Raw genomic sequence first — 17,481 nt, 5'->3', positions numbered from 1 at the left:
GCCATGACCATGCCTGCGCCCGCCTGGTTCGTCACCGGCACCGACACCGAAATCGGCAAGACCCTCGCCGCCTGCGCCCTGCTGCACAAGCTGCGCGAGAAATATCCGCGCGTGGTCGGCGCCAAGCCCGTGGCCGCCGGCCTCGCGCCCGACGGCACGAATGACGACGTCGCCCGGCTGCGCGCCGCGAGCTCCCTGCAGGTCGCACCCGCGCTCGACAACCCCTACGCCCTGCCCGAGCCCGTGTCCCCGCACCTCGCCGCGCGCGCGGCCCGCACCCAGATCGACCTGCAGACCATCGACCAGGCCGTGCAAGCCCTGCGCCAGCAGGCCGACGCCGTGGTGGTGGAAGGCGTGGGCGGATTCCTCGTGCCGCTGTCCGACACCGAGGACGGCGGCAACCTCGCCCACCGTCTGCGCCTGCCGGTGGTGCTGGTGGTCGGGCTCAAGCTCGGCTGCCTGAACCACGCCCTGCTCACGCAGGAAGCCATCGCCTCGCGCGGCTTGCCGCTGGCGGGCTGGATCGCCAGTTGCGTCGACCCCGACATGCTGCGCGTGGACGACAACATCGCCTCGCTGCGCGCGCGCATGCGCGCAAGCTGCCTGGGCATCATCCCCCACATGTCCAACCCCGACCCCGCCCTGGCGGCACAACACCTGGAACTTCCCGCATGACCACCCAAGCCTGGGATCTCGACGCCGACCTTGCCGCGCTGGACGCCGCGCACCTGCTGCGCAAGCGCCGCGTCGTGGAACGCTATGACGGCGCCCGCCTCACCGTGGACGGCCGCGCCATGCTGGCTTTCTGCAGCAACGACTATCTCGGCCTGGCCCAGCACCCCGCCATCGTCGCGGCCGCGCGCGACGGCGCCGCCCGCTGGGGCCTGGGCGCCACCGCCTCGCCGCTGGTGTGCGGCCACAGCGCGGCGCACGAGGCGCTGGAGCGCGAACTCGCGGCCTTCGTCGGCATGCCGCGCGCGCTGTATTTCTACGCCGGCTTTCCGGCCAACGTGGGCATCGTGCCCGCGCTGGTGGGCCGCGGCGACGCGGTGTTCTCCGACGCGCTCAACCACGCCTGCCTCATCGACGGCGCCCGACTGTCGCGCGCCGAACTGGGCGTGTACGCGCATGCCGACGTCGCCGCGCTCGGCCGCCTGCTGGCCGCCAGCCCGGCGCGGCGCAAGCTGGTCATCACCGATGCCGTGTTCAGCATGGACGGCGCCATCGCACCGCTGCGCGAGATGCTCGAGCTGTGCGAGGAACACGACGCCCTGCTGCTCATCGACGACGCCCACGGCTTCGGCGTGCTCGGCCCCGAGGGGCGCGGCACCGCCGCTATGCTCGGCCTGCGCAGCCCGCACCTGGTCTACATGGCCACGCTGGGCAAGGCCGCCGGGGTGGCCGGCGCCTTCGTCGCCGGCGAAGCGTCCACCGTGGAGTGGATCATGCAGCGCGCGCGCAGCTACATCTTCGCCACCGCCGCGCCCGCCCTCATCGCCGAGGCCCTGCGCGCCAGCGTGAAGGTCATCGCCGAGGAGTCATGGCGGCGCGAGCATCTGCAAGCCCTCGTCGCCCGGCTGCGCGAGGGCTGCGCCCGAGCCCTGCCCGCGGGCTGGCGCCTGGTGCCGTCGTCCACCCCCATCCAGCCCATCGTCATCGGCGACAACGCCACCACCCTGGCCGCCATGGCCGCGCTCTGGCAGCAAGGCCTGTGGGTGCCCGCCATCCGCCCCCCCACCGTGCCCGAGGGCACCGCCCGCCTGCGCGTGAGCTTGTCGGCCGCGCACAGCCTGGACGATGTGGACCGGCTGATCCGGGCGCTCGCCGCACTGGCCGGTTGACCCCCGCGAAAAAACGGGCCGGAACGGGATGCACCCCCTTGGCCGGCCCAAGCCAAACAAGCCTTGGGTTCGTTCAGCCTTCGCGCCCCCAGCACTGCACATGGCCGGCGCGGATGTCGACCGTCAGTTCCTGGCCGAGAGCGAGGCCATGGTGGTCGGCCAGGCGATAAGGGGCGTGCATCCACAGCAGCGCATCGCCGCAGCGCATAGCGGCGGTGGTGTTGGCGCCGCGCACCATGAGGTGCTCGACGCGGCCGAGCACGGGGTTCTCGCTGGGACGCAGCTCCTGCTCCTTGATGGGCGGCAGGCGCACATCGTCGGCCGGAACCACCCAGTCGATCACGCCGCCGGGCGCGAGTTGGGGCTGCATGGGCACGCGCAGACTGATCGCGGCGGCGTCCCAGCGCAGCACCGTGCAGTTGCACTGCGGCTCGTGCTTGAGCACGGTGGCGGTGAAGCGGTTGCGGTAGCCGAGCAGGGCCGCGGCCTGAATGGTGGCCGGGCCGGCAAAAACATCGCGCGGGCGGCCTTGCTGCACGACGCGGCGGCCGTCGAGCAGCACCATCCAGTCGGCCATGGCGGCGAGATGGGCGTCGTGCGTGGCGGCCAGCGCGGGGATGGAGAGCTTGTGCATGCGCGACACCAGTTCGGCCATGACCTCGTCGCGCGTGCTGGCGTCGAGCGCGGAGGTGGGCTCGTCCAGCAGCAGGATTTGCGGCCTGCGCGCCAGAGCGCGCGCCAAGGCCACGCGCTGCTGCTGTCCGCCAGAAAGCTGCGCCGGGCGCAAATCGGCCTGGCGCACCAGCCCCACCGCCGCCAGCAGTTCGCGCGCCGGTGCCTGCTGCGCACGCAGGCTGCCGCCCAGCGCGTAGGCCACGTTCTCCCAGGCGCGCAGGTGGGGAAACAGGGCGTGGCCCTGGGGCAGATAGCCGACCGGGCGGCGCTGCGGCGGCAGGCCGTCGAAAGGCTCGGTCTGCGCCGGCACGAGCCCGGCGATGGCCTTGAGCAGGGTGCTCTTGCCTTCGCCGCTGGCACCCAGCAGCACGGTAAAGCCATGCACCTCGAACTCGGCCTGCAGGACGATGGGTTGCTGGATATCGGCGCGAATGTGCATGGCTCAGGCGCGCGTGTGCGGGCGGCGTGACAGCGCGCCCATGAGCAGGGGCAGCGGCAGGCCGATGAGAAAGAACAGCCACAGCAACGGATAGACAGCGGACAGCCCGGTGTCCTGCAGATTCACCCACAGCTTCACCGGCAGGCCCTGCGGGTAGTAGGCAATGATGAGCACGATGCCGAACTCACCCAGCGCCCGCACCCAGGCCAGCGCCACGCCGGCGCCCAGACCCAGGCTGGACAGCGGCAAGGTGATGCGCCAGAACGTGCGCCAGGGCGACGAGCCCAGCGTGAGGGAGATCTGCTCCAAGTCGCGCGGCACGCCCTCGAAGGCCGAGCGCGCGGCCACGATGTAATACGGCGCGCTGCCGTAGATCTGCGCCAGCAGGAAGGCCGCCGGGGTGTTGGTCAGGCTCAGGCCCAGCTTCCCCAGCGGCTGGCCCAGCCAGCTGTAGGGCCCGTAGCTCATGGTGAGCAGCAGGCCCATGGCCAGCGGCGGCGTCAGCAGGGGCAGCAGCACCAGCAGTTCCACCACCCATTTGCCGCGAAAGCTGCTGCGCGCCAGCCACCAGGCCACGGGCGTGCCGAACCCCATGACCAGGGTTACGGCCAGTACCGTGTAGCCCACCGAGACGCGCAGGGCGCCGAGGTCTCCCTGCTGCAACTGCAGCTGACCCCAGGGCGTGCTGATGACCAGACCGAGGAAGGGCAGCGCCAGAAAGGCGAGCCCGGCCAGGCCGAACGCGGCCACGACCCAGGCGCGCCGCGCCGCGCCATCGGCGGGCGGGTGACTGGCGATGTCTGCGGTGGTGGCGCTATCGAGCGGCGTGACGGGCATGCGCGACATTGTCGCCGCTGGCGCGCGCTTGGCGCGGCGCAACGCTCACCGCAGGTCGCCGCCCTTGGGTTCGCTATAGCCGTAGCGCTTGAACATCGCCTGCCCCTGCGGGCTGCGCATGAGCTTGATGAACGCCTCGCCCGCCTTCGGGTTGGGCGCGTTCTTCAGCACCGCGGCGTAGAACACCAGCGGCTGGGTGGACAGGGTTTCGGTCTTGCCGTCGGGTTGGGTGATGTCGAAATGCGCCTTGTCGTACCAGGTCGCGGCGAGATTCGGATCGCTGAGATTGATCTCGTTCGGCAACCTGATGTAGGGCAGCTTGTGCGAGATCACCGCGCTCAGATAGCCGGACGACGCGTCGATCTGTCCCGACTCCAGGCGCGACAGCAGCGAAGGCTCGGCGAAGATTTGCGACGGGTTCACCACCGGCCCGAGGATGGCCTTGGCCAGCCCGGGCTGCTTGTAATAGGTCTGCGCCAGCAGCATGGCGAACACGATGTTGCGCCCCTGCGGGTCGGTCTTGGGGTCGGTGCGGCCGAACTTCACGCCCGGCTTTTGCAACACCTCGTACCACGGCGTGCGGCCGGCCGCGGCGGCTTCGAAGTCCTTCGCGTAGCGGCTTTGGGGACTGTAGGCGATGACCATCTGCGTGCTGGCGACCGGCACCGCCACGCCCACCAGGCCGGCCTTCTGCAGCACCTGCATCGGACCCGGCGTGATGGAGACGAACACGTCGGCCGAGATCTGCTTCGCCGCGAGCAGGCGGGCTAGGCCATAGGCGCCCGCGCCCTGGCCCTGGTATTGCACATGCGCCTGCTGCTGAATGGCCGGGCCGAGGGCCTTGTCCATCAGCGCGCCCATCGATCCGGCATACGCCACTTTGAGCACCGGCTCGGCCGCCTGCGCCGCCGGCGCCAGCAGCGTGAAACAAGCCGCGACGGCGGCCATGGGGAGGGTTAGAAAGGTACGCCTGAGCATGGATTCAATCTCCCGAACGAGAACATGAAAGAGGTCTGCAGCGCGACATGGATGCGAGACCATCGAAATATTTTCAGAAATATAACGAATGCCTTGCATCCAAGCCATGACAACATGTAAACGCCGCTTGAATGCCGAATCTGCGCTGCGCCAGGTCATCGGCCGTCCTGCTTCGGCGCCATGCATCGGCAGACGTCTTCCAGGCCATCTTCTAGGCCAATCACGCCGGCGTTGGCCGAACACTCCGCCGATCTGCCCTCGCGCAGGTCGCCGTAGCCGCCGAGAAACAGGTCTGCCGACGGGTTGCGTCAAGCCGAGACGGTCTGGATCGACTCAGCCGATCCGCTCGGGGTCGGGCGCCGGGTCGGCGGCGCCCAGCGGTTCGTCGGGCATCTCGCCAGCTTCGCGCAGCAAGGCGTTGAACGCGCGCATATCGGCCTCGATGGCGCGCATGGCCTTTTGCTCCAGGCGCCGGTAGCGGCGCAGCACCTCGTAGCCCAGGGGGGTGAGCAGCGCGCCGCCGCCTCCGCTGCCGCCCTTGCTGGCCTCGACCAACGGACCCTTGAAAGCGCGGTTCAGGCTGCTGGCCAGGAGCCAGGCGCGGCGATAGCTCATGTCCATGTCGCGCGCGGCGGCGGAGATGGAGCCGGTACGCGCCAGGGCTTCGAGCAATTTGGCCTTGCCGGGACCGATGGCGGTGCCCTGCTTGATTTCCAGCCTGACCTTGGGTTGTGGTGTTGATGCGCCTTGCACGTTCATGGCGACTCCTCGCGCTTGCCGATGCGCAGCGGCCGCGACGTGATGACGCGCCCGCTGCGATATGTGCCGGAAATCATAACGCCACGCGCCCGCGAGGGCAATCGGCCCGGGCTAGCCGCGGTTTCGACCCGGGCGAGAGCCCGGCCCGTTCGCGGCGATCGACCTGCCGCGTTCAACCGCGCCGCGCGGCTCAGGCCGCCGCGACCGCCTCGGCTTCGGCCTTGCTCAGGCGTACCGCGCAGTACTTCACCTCGGCGATCTTGCCCCAGGGATCGAGCGCGGCGTTGGTGAGCAGATTGGCCGCCGCCTCGGCATAGGCGAAGGGGATGAACACGGCGTCTTCGGGCATGCCGGGGTCGGCGCGGGTGGCGAGCTGGATGGCACCGCGACGCGACTCGACCCGCAGCACCTCTCCGGGGGCGACGCCCAGCTTGGCCAGCAGGCTGGGGTGGGCGCTGACGGTGGCCTGCGGCTCCAGCGCGTCGAGCACGCTGGCGTGGCGCGTCATGGCGCCGGTATGCCAGTGTTCGAGTTCGCGTCCGGTGATGAGCACATGCGGGTAGGCGTTGTCGGGGCGTTCGTCGGCGAAACTCAGCGGCGCGGGCAGCAGCTTGGCACGGCCGTCGGCGGTGGGGAAGCGGTCGATGAACACCACGCGCTGGCCGGGCTGGTCTTCCTCCGCGCAGGGGTAGGTGACGGCGCCTTCGCGCTGCAGGCGGTCCCAGGAGATGCCGGCGATGGAAGGCATCATGCCGCGCATGTCCTCGAACACCGCGCCCACACCGGCCTCGCCGCCGTGCATGTCGACCTCGGCGACGGGCGCCACGCCCAGGCGCCGCCCCATCTCCTGGATGATCCACAAGTCGGCCCTGGCCTGCCCCGGCGGCTTGAGCGCCTGGCGGCCGAGTTGCACGAGGCGGTCGGTGTTGGTGACGGTGCCGGTCTTCTCCGGCCAGGCCGTGGCCGGCAGCACCACGTCGGCCAGCGCCGCCGTCTCGGTGAGGAAGATGTCCTGCACCACCAGATGCTCGAGCCCGGCCAGCGCCTGGCGCGCGTGATGCACGTCGGGGTCGCTCATGGCCGGGTTCTCGCCCTCGATGTACATGCCGCGGATCTTGCCCTCCAGCGCGGCGTGGATGATCTCCACCACCGTCAAGCCCGGCTCGCGGCTGAGCTGCCCTGGCGGCAGCTTCCAGTAATGCTCGGCTTTGTCCATCGCGCCATCGGCCTGCGTGCGCACGTAGTCGGGGAACATCATGGGGATCAGGCCGGCATCGCTGGCGCCCTGCACGTTGTTCTGGCCGCGCAGCGGGTGCAGCCCGGTGCCCGGACGTCCGATCTGCCCGGTGAGCAGGCACAGGGCGATGAGCGCGCGCACGTTGTCGGTGCCATGCACATGCTGGGAAATGCCCATGCCCCAGAGAATCATGGACCCCTTGCTGGTGGCGAAAGCGCGCGCGGCGGCGCGGATGTCGGCGGCCGGCACGCCGCAGACGGGTTCCATGGCCTCGGGCGACAGGCCCGCCACGTGCTTGCGGACGGCTTCGACCTCGTCCGGATGACAGCGGTCGCGCACGCTTTCGGCGTCGAGCAGGTCTTCGTCGAACACCACGTGCAGCATGGCGTTGAGCAGGGCCAGGTCGGTATCGGCGCGGAACTGCAGGGTCATCCAGGCCTTGCGCGCCAATTCCGTGCGGCGCGGATCGGCGAGGATGAAACGGGTGCCGCGCGCCATGGCGTTCTTCATCCAGCTCGCCGCCACCGGGTGATTCACCGTGGGGTTGGCGCCGATGAGCAGCACCACATCGGCCTGCAGCACGTCCATCACGGGGTTGCTCACCGCGCCCGAGCCGATGCCTTCGAGCAGCGCGGCCACGCTCGATGCGTGGCATAGCCGGGTGCAATGGTCCACGTTATGGGTGCGCAAACCCGCCCGCACCAGTTTCTGGAACAGGTAGGCCTCTTCGTTGCTGCCCTTGGCGCTGCCGAACCCGGCCAACGCCCGCCCGCCGTGCTGCTCGCGAATGTTGCGCAGGCCGCCAGCGGCGCGTTCCAGCGCTTCGTCCCAGGTAGCTTCGCGGAACACGGCGCGCCAGTCGGCCAGCTTGACCTGCTCGGGATCCTTGGCCACGCCCTCGCGGCGAATGAGCGGCACGGTCAGGCGCGCGGGGTTGGCGACGTAGTCGAAGCCGAAACGACCTTTGACGCACAGACGTTCGTGGTTGGCCACGCCGTCGCGGCCGTCGACGCGGGCGATGTGCTCGCGGCCCTGCGCGTCGGGCTGGATGTGGTAGGTGAGCGCGCAGCCCACGCCGCAATAGGGGCAGACCGAGTCCACCGTGCGCGCCGAGGGCTTGGCCCAGGCGCCGTTGGCCGGCGCCAGCGCGCCGGTGGGACAGGCCTGCACGCATTCGCCGCAAGCCACGCAGGTGCTGTCGCCCATCGCGGCGGCCTGGTCGAACACGATGCGCGCGCCGGCGCCGCGCCCGGCGAGGCCGATGACGTCGTTGCCCTGCTCCTCGCGGCAGGCGCGCAGGCAGCGGGTGCACAGGATGCAGGCGTCGAGGTTGACGCTGATAGCGGGGTGACTCATGTCGGCCGCCGGCGGGGTGTAAGCCCCCGTGCTCGGGTCTTGCCCTTGCAGCCCCCCTGGGGGGGCGCCGCCGCTTTGGGACGGCCCTGCAGCGGGGGCGGGCCACTGCGCGGCCTCGGCCTGCGCGCCCTGGAAAGCGCCGGCGTAGCGGCGGCGGTCGGCGCCGAGCTGTTCGCACCAGTGGTCGAGCTCGTCGTCGATGCGATCCACGCGCTGCGGCTTGCGCGCGACCAGCAGCTCGAGCACGCCGCGTTGGGCGGCGACGGCGCGCGCGCTATGCGTCTGCACCTTCATGTCCGGCGCCACGGTGCGGCAGCACGAGGCGGCCAGCACACGCTCGCCGTCGACCTCCACCATGCAGGCGCGGCAGTTGCCCACCGGGCGCAAGGGGTCGTGGTGGCACAGATGCGGGATCTCGACGCCGTGGCGCTGCGCGGCGGCCCAGATGGTTTCGCCGGCATGCGCTTGAACGAGCCTGCCGTCGAGAGTGAAGGCGATGTCGGCCGGGGGTGGGGTCATGTCCATGATCGCGTCTCCTTGTCTCGATGCCGTCTGCCGCTCAGCCCTCGAGGCCGATTTCTTGCGCGAAATGCCTGAGCACGCTGTCGGTGGGATTGGGCGCGGCCTGGCCCAGGCCGCAAATGGAAGCGTCGCGCATGAGCTGGCTCAGGGCGTGGATGTGCGCGGCGTCCCAGTCCTGTGGCGACATGGCCGCCAGCATGTGGTGCGTGCCTTCGCGGCAGGGTGTGCACTGGCCGCAGCTCTCGTGCGCGAAAAAGTGCATCAGGTTGGCGGCGGCCTCACGCGCGGTGTCGGTGTGCCCTGCGCTGCGACCGAGGACGATGACGGCCATCGAGCCGATGAAACAGCCCTGCGCATCGAGGGTGCCGAAATCCAGCGGCAGGTCGGCCTGTGCGGCGTTCAGGATGCCGCCCGACGCGCCGCCCGGCAGCACGCCATAGAGCTGCCAGCCCGGCGCCATGCCGCCGGCGTATTCGTCGATCAGCTCGCGCGCGGTGATACCCGCCGGCGCCAGGTAGACCCCGGGGCGCGCAACCCGACCCGAGACGGTGAAGCGGCGCACCCCCTTGCGGCCCCGCCGGCCCTGCGCGGCCCAGGTCTCGCCGCCGCGCTGCACGATGTCGCGCACCCACCAGACGGTTTCGATGTTGTGCTCCAGCGTGGGCCGGTCGAACAGACCGCTGATGGCCACGATGGGCGGTTTGAGCCGCGGCATGCCGCGCTTGCCTTCGAGCGACTCGATCAACGCGGACTCCTCGCCGCAGATATAGGCCCCGGCGCCGCGACGCAGCGCCACGCGCGGCAGGCGTGCGCGCACCTGGGCATCGTCGCCGGGTTCGTCGTCATGCGCGCCGCCGATGTCCACGCCACCGTAGCGGATCAAGCCGGCTTCATGCAGCGCCAGCAGTTCGCGGTGGAGAAGCGCCTGCTCGGCGGCATATTCGTCGCGCAGGTAGATCCAGATGCGCCCTGCGGCCACCGCCCAGGCCGCCAGCAGCATGCCCTCGAGCGCGCGGTGCGGCTCGGTGCGCAAGATGTGGCCGTCCTTGCAGGTGCCAACCTCGCCTTCGTCGACGTTGATCACGACCAGGCGCGGGCCAGCCTGCTGCGCCACCGTGCGCCACTTGCGCACGGAGGGAAAACCGGCGCCACCCAGTCCGCGCAGTTCGGCGGCTTCCAACTGGGCCATCACCGCCTCCGGCGTGATACGCCCGGTACGGGCTTCGCTCAACAGCCAATATCCCCCGCTTGCGCGATACGCGGCGTAGTCCTCCGCCTGCGCCGGCGGCTGGGGTGCGGCGCGCGCCTGCGACAGTGCCATCATGACGGCTTCGGGCGTGGCGTGGCCCAGCGCGTGCCGGCCCACCAGTACCCCGGGGGCCTGGGTGCACAAACCCATGCAGGATGCCTCCTGCACGTCGACGTCGGCGCCGCATCGCGCCCGCAGTTCCGCGCGCAAGGCATCGGCCCCGGCGAGCGCGCAACTCAGATTGGCGCACACGCGCACGGTGGCGGCGGGCGCCGCCTCGTCCTCGCCCAGCAGGCGAAAGTGGTGGTAGAAGCTGGCCACCTCGTACACCTCGCTGGTGGACACCCGCAGCCATTCGGCCAGCGCGGCCAGGCGCGAAGGCCGCAGGCCGCCTTCGCGGTCGTTGAGACGATGCAGATGCTCCATCAGCAAGTCCGGCCGCGCCGCGAGGTCGCCGCAGGCCTCCCGCAGGGCTTCGCGCGCCTCGGGGCTGACCAGCCCGCCGCGAGGCGTGCTGCGCAGAAAACGCAAGGGTTGCGCACGTGCGGCGCTTTGCTGCGACTCGACGGCTGTCGGTACGTGCGTGGGTGCGGGCATGGACATGGCAGTGAATGGCGTTGTTGAAACGACAAGGCCGGCATCAAGCCGGCCTTGTCGACACGATCCGGGCGGCGGCCCCTGCAACCGCCTACCCAACCTTAGATCAGAACAAGACCGCGGCTTTCTGCAGGGCGATAAAGACACCGATGAGGAAAGGGATGCCCACGGCCGCCCAGGCCAGCACGCCGACGATGCCGAAGGCGCCGCGCGCGGCATGCAGCGCGTCACCGGCGACGCGATCCTCGTGCTTGAGGGCGCGCTCCTGGGCCAGTTCCTCGGCCGTCATGCGGTACTTCGGATCGACCGGGCGCACCAGCAGGTTGAGGATGAACCCCACGAACAGCAGCCCGGCCAGGATGTACAGGGTGCGGTCGTACACCAGGTTGTGCGCCACCCCGGCGTTGATCTGGGTCTGGCGGATGGCGGCGATGAGGAAGGGCCCGGCTACACCGGCCACCGACCAGGCGGTAAGCAGGCGGCCGTGGATGGCGCCCACCATCTGCGTGCCGAACAGATCGGCCAGATAGGCCGGCACGGTGGAGAAGCCGCCGCCATACATGGTCATGATGACGCACACCACGACCACGAACAGGCCGGCCGCGCCGATGTGGCCCAGCGTGGGTAGGCTGGCGTACAGCGCGATGCCCAGAAGGAAGAAGATGTAGTAGGTGGCCTTGCGCCCGATGTGGTCCGACAGCGCGGCCCAGAACAGTCGGCCGACGGCGTTGAACAGGCTGATGAGCCCGACCAGTCCACCGGCGGCAGCCACGATGGCGGCCTTTTGCGCGGTGCTGAGCGTTGCCGTCGCGTCCACGCCGATGAGGCGCGCGCCGAATACGTCCTGCAGCATGGGGCTGGCCATCGACAGCACGCCGATGCCGGCGGTCACGTTCAGGCACAGCACGCCCCACACCAGCCAGAACTGCGGTGTTTTCCAGGCCTTGTTCAGGTGCACCTCGTGATCGGTGATCATGGCCTTGCCGCCCTCCTTGGGGGTCCAGCCACTGGGCTTCCAGTCACGCGGAGGCACGCGAAAGCCGAAGGCGCCGGCCGACATGATGACGAGGTAGAGCGCGCCCATGAGCATGAGGGTGGAGGCCACGCCCTGGGGGCTGGTGGCGCTGAAGTGCTTCATCAGCGCCACGGCCAACGGCGCGCCGATCATGGCGCCGCCGCCGAAGCCCATGATGGCGAAGCCAGTGGCCATGCCGCGCCGGTCGGGGAACCACTTGATGAGGGTGGACACGGGCGAGATATAGCCCAGCCCCAGGCCTACCCCTCCCAGCACGCCGCAGCCCAGAATCACCAGCCAGAGCTGGTGCATCGACACGCCCAGGCCGCCCAGGATGAGGCCGCCGCCCCAGCACAGCGCGGCGATGAAGCCGGCCTTGCGCGGGCCGGCATGCTCGAGCCAGCCGCCCCAGATCGCCGCGGAAATCCCGAGAAAGGCGATGAAAATTTCGAAAATATGGGTCACCGAGGGCACCGACCAGTTGCAGCTGGTGGTGGTGAGCTGGCCCCAGAAGCTCATGCCGGTGCACAGGGCCGCGTCGGTATTGCCCAGCAGTTTGCTCATGGGCAGCCAGAACACGGAAAAGCCGTAGGCCATGCCGATGCACAGATGAATGGCCAGGGCCGCGGGCGGCACCAGCCAACGGTTGAAGCGCGGTCCGGCAACGGTGCGCTCGCGGTCCAGCAGGCCTGCGGCCGGCAATGGAGTAGTCAAGACTTCAGACATCGTTTCTCCCCTAGGGTCTGAGTTGAGCTTGAACAACAGGGCCGCAACGACATTGGCTGCGGCTTCGCACTTTATAGCTGAAGCAAATGAAAACTACTGGCATCCTTGCGCTGCCGCAATCGATTGACAATCGACAATTCGTGAACAGGTCTTCGCTTTTTCCGCAGGAAACCCACGGGCGAGAAGCCGTTCAATCCGCAGAGAGTTGTCGTGCCGCGAGAATCAAGGCCTCGACACCGACCGGTCGCGGGTTTCGCGTCAGGGTGACCAGGCCGGTCTGCCAGGCCACTGCCGGTTCGACCAGTTTCAGAATATGCACATTCTGTGGCGCGCCCACAACATCGAACACGCTACGAGGCAGGATGCAGCACCAAGACCCGACCGCCACGTGAACCAGCATGCTGATGATGGAATTGGTTTCTATGCTCGGGCACGGATGCAGGCCGAGGCCATCGAATACGCGGTCGATGGTCTTGCGGTTCTGCATGTCGGGCGTGAGCAGGCATAGCGGCAGTTGCGCCGCCTGCGCCCACGTGATGGCATCCATCGCGCCAACTCCGGTTTTCGAGCCGGCGATGAGCACATGCTGCTCCTGCCAGATCGGCTCGAAGTCCAGGTCATCGCCTCCGCACGACTCGGTGTAGACAATGCCGCCATCGAGTTCGAACGCATGCACCCGGCGCAGGATGGCGTCGGTGTTCAGCGAGAGAATTTCGATGGCGATGTGCGGATGGCTCCTGGCCAACGCGGCCGACAACGTCGCCACCACCGTCAGCGCGGTGGGGATCACGCCAAGACGCAACCTCCCGGTCAGATCCCCGGCCTGCCTGCTCAGGTGCAGCCGGAAATCGGCCTCGACCGAGGCCATGCGACGGGCGTAGTCCAGCACGGACTGGCCCTCGGCCGTGAAGCCGGCGAAAGTCTGGCTCCGCTCGACGATGGCCACGCCCAACTCGTCCTCCAAATCGCGGATGGCTGCGGACAGGGTCGACGGCGAGACATGGCAGCTGGCGGCGGCGCGTCCGAAGTGGCGCTCCTGCGCGAGGGCGATGAGATAGCGGTACTTGCGCGACAGCATGGCGGGCGGACGTTGTTCAGTGTGCGCGGCGAGCGCCCTCGGCCTGCGGTACTGGCCAAGCCTGGTTATCGGGCCCTCAAGCATGGAATTGTCTCCTGATCGATCGAAATCGGCAGGCCGCCTCGAGGCCACACGGGATTGGGAAGCGCCAAACCAATTTCTTTTATCGATAAAAAGGAAAAATTGAATTATTTTTTATTGTTATTTGTGCTTAGCATAGCCAACATCTTCCCTTCACCGCATTCGCTAGCCATGCACAAAGTCCTCCCTCTGCGCGCCCTGGCGCATCCCCGCGAGCTCATCCGCCAGTTCACGCCCAACTGGTTCACGTTGAATATGGGTACCGGCATCGTGTTCGTCCTTCTGGCGCAATTTCCGCTCGACTTCCCCGGTCGCATGGCCTTGGTGTATGGCCTGTACTGGACGGATGCCGCATTCTTCCTGCTGTTCACCGGGCTGTTCATCACCCGTTGGCTCCTGTTCCGGCAATACGCGCTGCCGTTGCTGCGCCACCCGGTGCAGTCCATGTTCCTGGGCGCCTTGCCTATGGCGCTGATCCCCCTGGCCAATGGCTTGGCAACGCTGTTTCCGCAATGGCCCTGGGCCATTGGGGCCGCCGTGCAACTATGGTGGCTGGACGTGTTGTTGAGTCTGGCGATCGGCTGGCTGGTGCCCAGCGTGATGTTCGTCACCCAGGAGCACAGCCTCGAGCGTATGACCGGCGTGTGGCTGCTGCCCATCGTACCGGCCGAGGTAGCCGCCTCCAGCGCGGGCCTGCTGGCGCCTCATCTTCCCCCGGACCAGGCCCGCACGCTCGTGGTGACAGGCTATGCCCTGTGGGGCATGTCGGTGCCACTGGCTCTCGGCCTGCTGACACTACTGTACTTGCGTCTGGCCGTGCATAAGCTGCCGCCGAGGGAGATGGCCGTCTCCACCTGGCTGACGCTGGGCCCACTGGGCACCGGCGCACTGGCCTTGCAGACTCTGGGAGCGGCCGCTCCCAGAGCACTCGCGCACAGCGTACTGGCGCCCCTGGGTGCAGTCGCGCAACCGCTGGGCGTCGCCGGGGCCTTGGTGCTATGGGGCCTGGGATTGTGGTGGCTGGTGACTGCGGCGGTCCTCACCGTGGTGCAATGGCGCCGCGGACTGCCGTTCAACCTCGGATGGTGGGGTTTCACCTTCCCGGTGGGGGTCTTCGTTGCCGCCACTTATGCCCTGGGCACGGATACGGGCGTGACCGCCTTCACAAGACTCGCCACATTGCTGACCTCTGCTGTTGCCGGCATCTGGCTGGTGGTCATCGTGCGCAGTCTGCATGGCCTTTGGCACGGACATCTGGTGCAGGCGCCATGCCTGGCGCAAGCCGCGCCGGCAGGGCGCATGCAAGCATGAGCCGGCGGGCGCCGCTCAGCGCCCATGTTCAAGCTTGTCGAGCAGATGCTCACGGTAAGCCTTCAGCAAATCGCTGCGCGTGAGCATGCCGACGAGTTCGGCCCCGCCCTGGGCGTCGTCCAGCACCGGCAGACGGCCTATCGCCCAGACCGCCATTTTCTGCATGGCCTCGGCCAGCGTGGCGTCGGCATGGATGGTGACAGCCGGGCGCCGGACGAGGTGCCCGATCTCGCCAGCGGGGTCGGCATCGTGGGCAAACAGGTCCTTGCGGGTCAGGACGCCTTGCACGCTGCCATGGGCATCGACCACTGGGTAGCCCTGATGCCGGCTGTCCGGATGTTCCGTGTCCAACCAGGCCCTGACCTGCCCGAGGGTTTGCGCAGCCGTCAGTGCGACGGGCTTGAGACAGGCATAGTCGGCCACGCGAGCCTGGGCGAAATAGTCGGCATGGTAGGCATCCGGGACCCGCACACCGCGACGCGCGATCTTTTCGGTCATGATGGTCTGGCGCATCAACAGGCTTGAGACGAGATAGGCCATGGCGCAGCCGATCAGCAACGGCAGCAAGCCAGGCATCTGCCGGGTCGTCTCCAGGGCGAACGCCACCGACATGAACAGTGCGCGCGACGAACCGGCAAAGATGGCGGCCATGCCGACCAAGGCCGCCAGGCGCGGGTCCAGGCCGAGTTGCGGAAACAGCGCAGCGGCGGCATGGCCGAGCACCGCGCCGAGGCAAGCGCCCACGGTCATCAGCGGCGCCAGCGTGCCGCCCGATGTGCCGCTCCCGAGCGCGACCGACCATGACAGCAGCTTGGCGATGCCCAGCATCCACAGGGCCGGACCGATGAATCCTCCCGAGAGGGCGTCGGTGATGTTGCCGTAGCCCACGCCCAGGGTGCGGGGCTGCCACCAGCCAATCACGCCCACCGCCACGGCACCGATCGCCGGCCACCACATCCAATGCACCGGCAAGCGGGCGAAGGCATCTTCCACGGCATACACCATCCGGGTCACCAGCACCGCCGCCAGCCCCACCACGGCACCCAGCATGGCGCAGGCCAGCAGCGCCGGCGCATGCGGCCAGGCCAGCGCCCCCATGGGAAAAAACGGCGCGAAGCCGACGAACAGAGTGCGCACGCCCGCCGCGGTGACACAGGCCGCAAGCACGGGAATCAGCGAAGCGGGGCGGAATTCGAACAGCAGCAACTCGATGGCCAGAAGCACGGCGGCCAGCGGGGTGCCGAAGGTTGCCGTCATGCCCGCTGCGGCCCCTGCGGCAAGCAGCCTCTTGCGTTCGTCCGGGGTGATGTGCACCCACTGTCCGACCACCGAGCCCAGCGCACCGCCGGTGGCGATGATGGGGCCTTCGGCGCCGAAGGGCCCGCCGGTGCCGATCGAAATCGCCGCCGACAAAGGCTTGAGAAACAGCACGCGCGCGGAGATGCGACTGCGGTTGGTGAGAATCTGCTCCATCGCCTCGGGAATGCCGTGGCCCCGGATCGCCGGCGAGCCGTAGCGGGCCATGAGACCGACGACGAGCGCCCCCGCCACCGGCACCGCGATCACCCAGGGACCCAGGTGATTATGAGCGGGGTCGGCCAGCGTCCAGCCCATCGTGCCCTGGAAACTGAGATGGGTGATGAGCCCGATCAGAGCCAGCAAGGCCTGGGCAATGCAGGCGGCCGCCACGCCGATGGCGATGGCCAGCAGACTGATGAACAGCGTGCGCCGCCCCAAGCCACCGGACTCCACGCCGATGCGCGCGACTTCGGTCTGCGGATCGGGGCGAGCGACGACGGGGATTTCACAGGAAGCCGCGCGTGGCATCGTCAATCTGTTGGTTGAAAAAACATACAAAAGCGTGTCCGCGAGGCCGCTGCCGCCCGCAGGGGGAGCGTCAACGCTGCGTGATTGAGAAGCGGCCCACGATCGCGCGCGCCGACGCATCAGGCCCGCGCAGGGGAGTCGAGCGCGGGTTGAGGATGAATCGCGTGCTGAAGCGCCAGCTTGTAGATATGCATCAAGTCGTCTTCGCTCACGTCAATGAAAGACCGGATCTCGCCGAGGGCGTACATCAGGTCGTCGTGCTTGATCATCAGAACCTCGGGCGGCAGCGCAGCCTGCGCCTCGACCTCCGCCACGTGCGCGGCCTGCCCTGCGCGCAAGACGCCGTTGAACAAGAGCGCCACGCCCAGCAACAAAACGGCGTTCAGCAAGGTTGGCGCCAGCACGTAGGAAAAACCCAGCGCATGCAAGGCCGGCCCACCCATGACGGCGAAAAATGCCGTGGCCCCGCCCGGCGGGTGTATGCAGTTGAGCGCATACATGGCCATGATGGACAGCCCGACGGCCAGCGATGCCGCCAGCAAAGGGTCCCGCACCAGTTCGGCGCAAGCCACGCCGATGCACGCCGAAACGCCGTGCCCGCCCAGCACCGCCCAGGGGCTGGAAAACGCGCTGTGGGGAACCGCGAACAGCAGCACGGCGCTTGCGCCCATCGAGGCCAATACCGTGACGGCGACGTCGGCCCCCAGCAGCCAGGTACTGAGCCAAAGCGTCAACGCCATTCCCAGCAACCCTCCCAGACCTGAAAGCCCGATCTCGGCCGGGCTGTAATTGGGCGCATGGCGCGCGAGCGGACGGGTGGCGACGGTCTGAAGCATGGGTTGCAATGGGGGAGGCTGGTCGAGGCTGGCGCAATGGCGATGGACGCACCATCACAGTGCAAAGTCTATGTGCCGCCCCGCCATATCGATGTATCGAGATGTTTGGATGGCGGC

General features: G+C 68.6%; 13 protein-coding genes. 3 read left to right on the top strand and 10 right to left on the bottom strand.

The window, feature by feature from the left end; translation table 11 throughout:
* The first annotated feature begins 3 nt into the window (after positions 1 to 3).
* Both bioD and bioF read left to right on the top strand, forming a co-directional pair.
* Positions 4 to 675, top strand: coding sequence for a dethiobiotin synthase (gene bioD / locus THIARS_RS04925; RefSeq protein ID WP_094159722.1), 672 nt, complete (start codon positions 4 to 6; stop codon positions 673 to 675).
* Positions 672 to 1,841, top strand: coding sequence for an 8-amino-7-oxononanoate synthase (gene bioF, locus THIARS_RS04920; protein WP_094159721.1), 1,170 nt, complete (start codon positions 672 to 674; stop codon positions 1,839 to 1,841). Before bioD ends, bioF begins: the two co-directional genes overlap by 4 nt.
* A gap of 73 nt (positions 1,842 to 1,914) precedes the next feature.
* Here bioF and THIARS_RS04915 read toward each other — a convergent pair whose 3' ends face one another.
* The 8 genes from THIARS_RS04915 to THIARS_RS04880 form a co-directional block, all read right to left on the bottom strand.
* Positions 1,915 to 2,955 (bottom strand): ABC transporter ATP-binding protein, encoded by a 1,041-nt coding sequence (locus tag THIARS_RS04915; protein ID WP_094159720.1) that lies wholly within the window; start codon positions 2,953 to 2,955, stop codon positions 1,915 to 1,917.
* 3 nt (positions 2,956 to 2,958) lie between these two features.
* Positions 2,959 to 3,792: an ABC transporter permease subunit gene (locus THIARS_RS04910; protein ID WP_094160643.1), complete on the bottom strand. Its 834-nt coding sequence runs from the start codon at positions 3,790 to 3,792 to the stop codon at positions 2,959 to 2,961.
* Between the two features lie 45 nt (positions 3,793 to 3,837).
* Positions 3,838 to 4,770, bottom strand: a complete 933-nt coding sequence (locus THIARS_RS04905) for an extracellular solute-binding protein (protein WP_094159719.1) — start codon at positions 4,768 to 4,770, stop codon at positions 3,838 to 3,840.
* A gap of 333 nt (positions 4,771 to 5,103) precedes the next feature.
* Positions 5,104 to 5,529 (bottom strand): winged helix-turn-helix domain-containing protein, encoded by a 426-nt coding sequence (locus tag THIARS_RS04900; protein WP_094159718.1) that lies wholly within the window; start codon positions 5,527 to 5,529, stop codon positions 5,104 to 5,106.
* Between the two features lie 190 nt (positions 5,530 to 5,719).
* A complete protein-coding gene (locus tag THIARS_RS04895; RefSeq protein WP_245845540.1) occupies positions 5,720 to 8,647 on the bottom strand; it encodes a molybdopterin-dependent oxidoreductase in 2,928 nt (975 codons plus the stop codon).
* 34 nt (positions 8,648 to 8,681) lie between these two features.
* Entirely contained in the window at positions 8,682 to 10,496 is a 1,815-nt protein-coding gene (locus THIARS_RS04890) for an NADH-ubiquinone oxidoreductase-F iron-sulfur binding region domain-containing protein (RefSeq protein ID WP_245845537.1), read from the bottom strand.
* 100 nt (positions 10,497 to 10,596) lie between these two features.
* Positions 10,597 to 12,231, bottom strand: a complete 1,635-nt coding sequence (locus THIARS_RS04885; RefSeq protein ID WP_094159717.1) for an OFA family MFS transporter — start codon at positions 12,229 to 12,231, stop codon at positions 10,597 to 10,599.
* A 190-nt stretch (positions 12,232 to 12,421) separates the two neighbouring features.
* Positions 12,422 to 13,393, bottom strand: a complete 972-nt coding sequence (locus THIARS_RS04880) for a LysR family transcriptional regulator (protein WP_222423029.1) — start codon at positions 13,391 to 13,393, stop codon at positions 12,422 to 12,424.
* 168 nt (positions 13,394 to 13,561) lie between these two features.
* Here THIARS_RS04880 and THIARS_RS04875 point away from each other — a divergent pair, with 168 nt between their 5' ends.
* Positions 13,562 to 14,701: a TDT family transporter gene (locus THIARS_RS04875; protein ID WP_094159715.1), complete on the top strand. Its 1,140-nt coding sequence runs from the start codon at positions 13,562 to 13,564 to the stop codon at positions 14,699 to 14,701.
* A gap of 15 nt (positions 14,702 to 14,716) precedes the next feature.
* Here the strand turns inward: THIARS_RS04875 and THIARS_RS04870 are convergent, their stop codons facing one another.
* Both THIARS_RS04870 and THIARS_RS04865 read right to left on the bottom strand, forming a co-directional pair.
* Positions 14,717 to 16,528: a chloride channel protein gene (locus THIARS_RS04870; protein ID WP_094159714.1), complete on the bottom strand. Its 1,812-nt coding sequence runs from the start codon at positions 16,526 to 16,528 to the stop codon at positions 14,717 to 14,719.
* Positions 16,529 to 16,647: 119 nt separating this feature from the next.
* The gene (locus tag THIARS_RS04865) at positions 16,648 to 17,364 is read right to left on the bottom strand and encodes an HPP family protein (protein WP_222423028.1); all 717 of its coding nucleotides are present in this window, start codon (positions 17,362 to 17,364) and stop codon (positions 16,648 to 16,650) included.
* Positions 17,365 to 17,481 lie beyond the last annotated feature (117 nt).

The sequence above is a fragment of the Thiomonas delicata genome, from assembly GCF_900088825.1.
GTDB classification, from domain to species: domain Bacteria; phylum Pseudomonadota; class Gammaproteobacteria; order Burkholderiales; family Burkholderiaceae_C; genus Thiomonas_A; species Thiomonas_A delicata.
The sequence above is the reverse complement of the archived record's forward strand: the minus strand, read 5'-3'. Positions and strand labels throughout refer to the sequence as shown.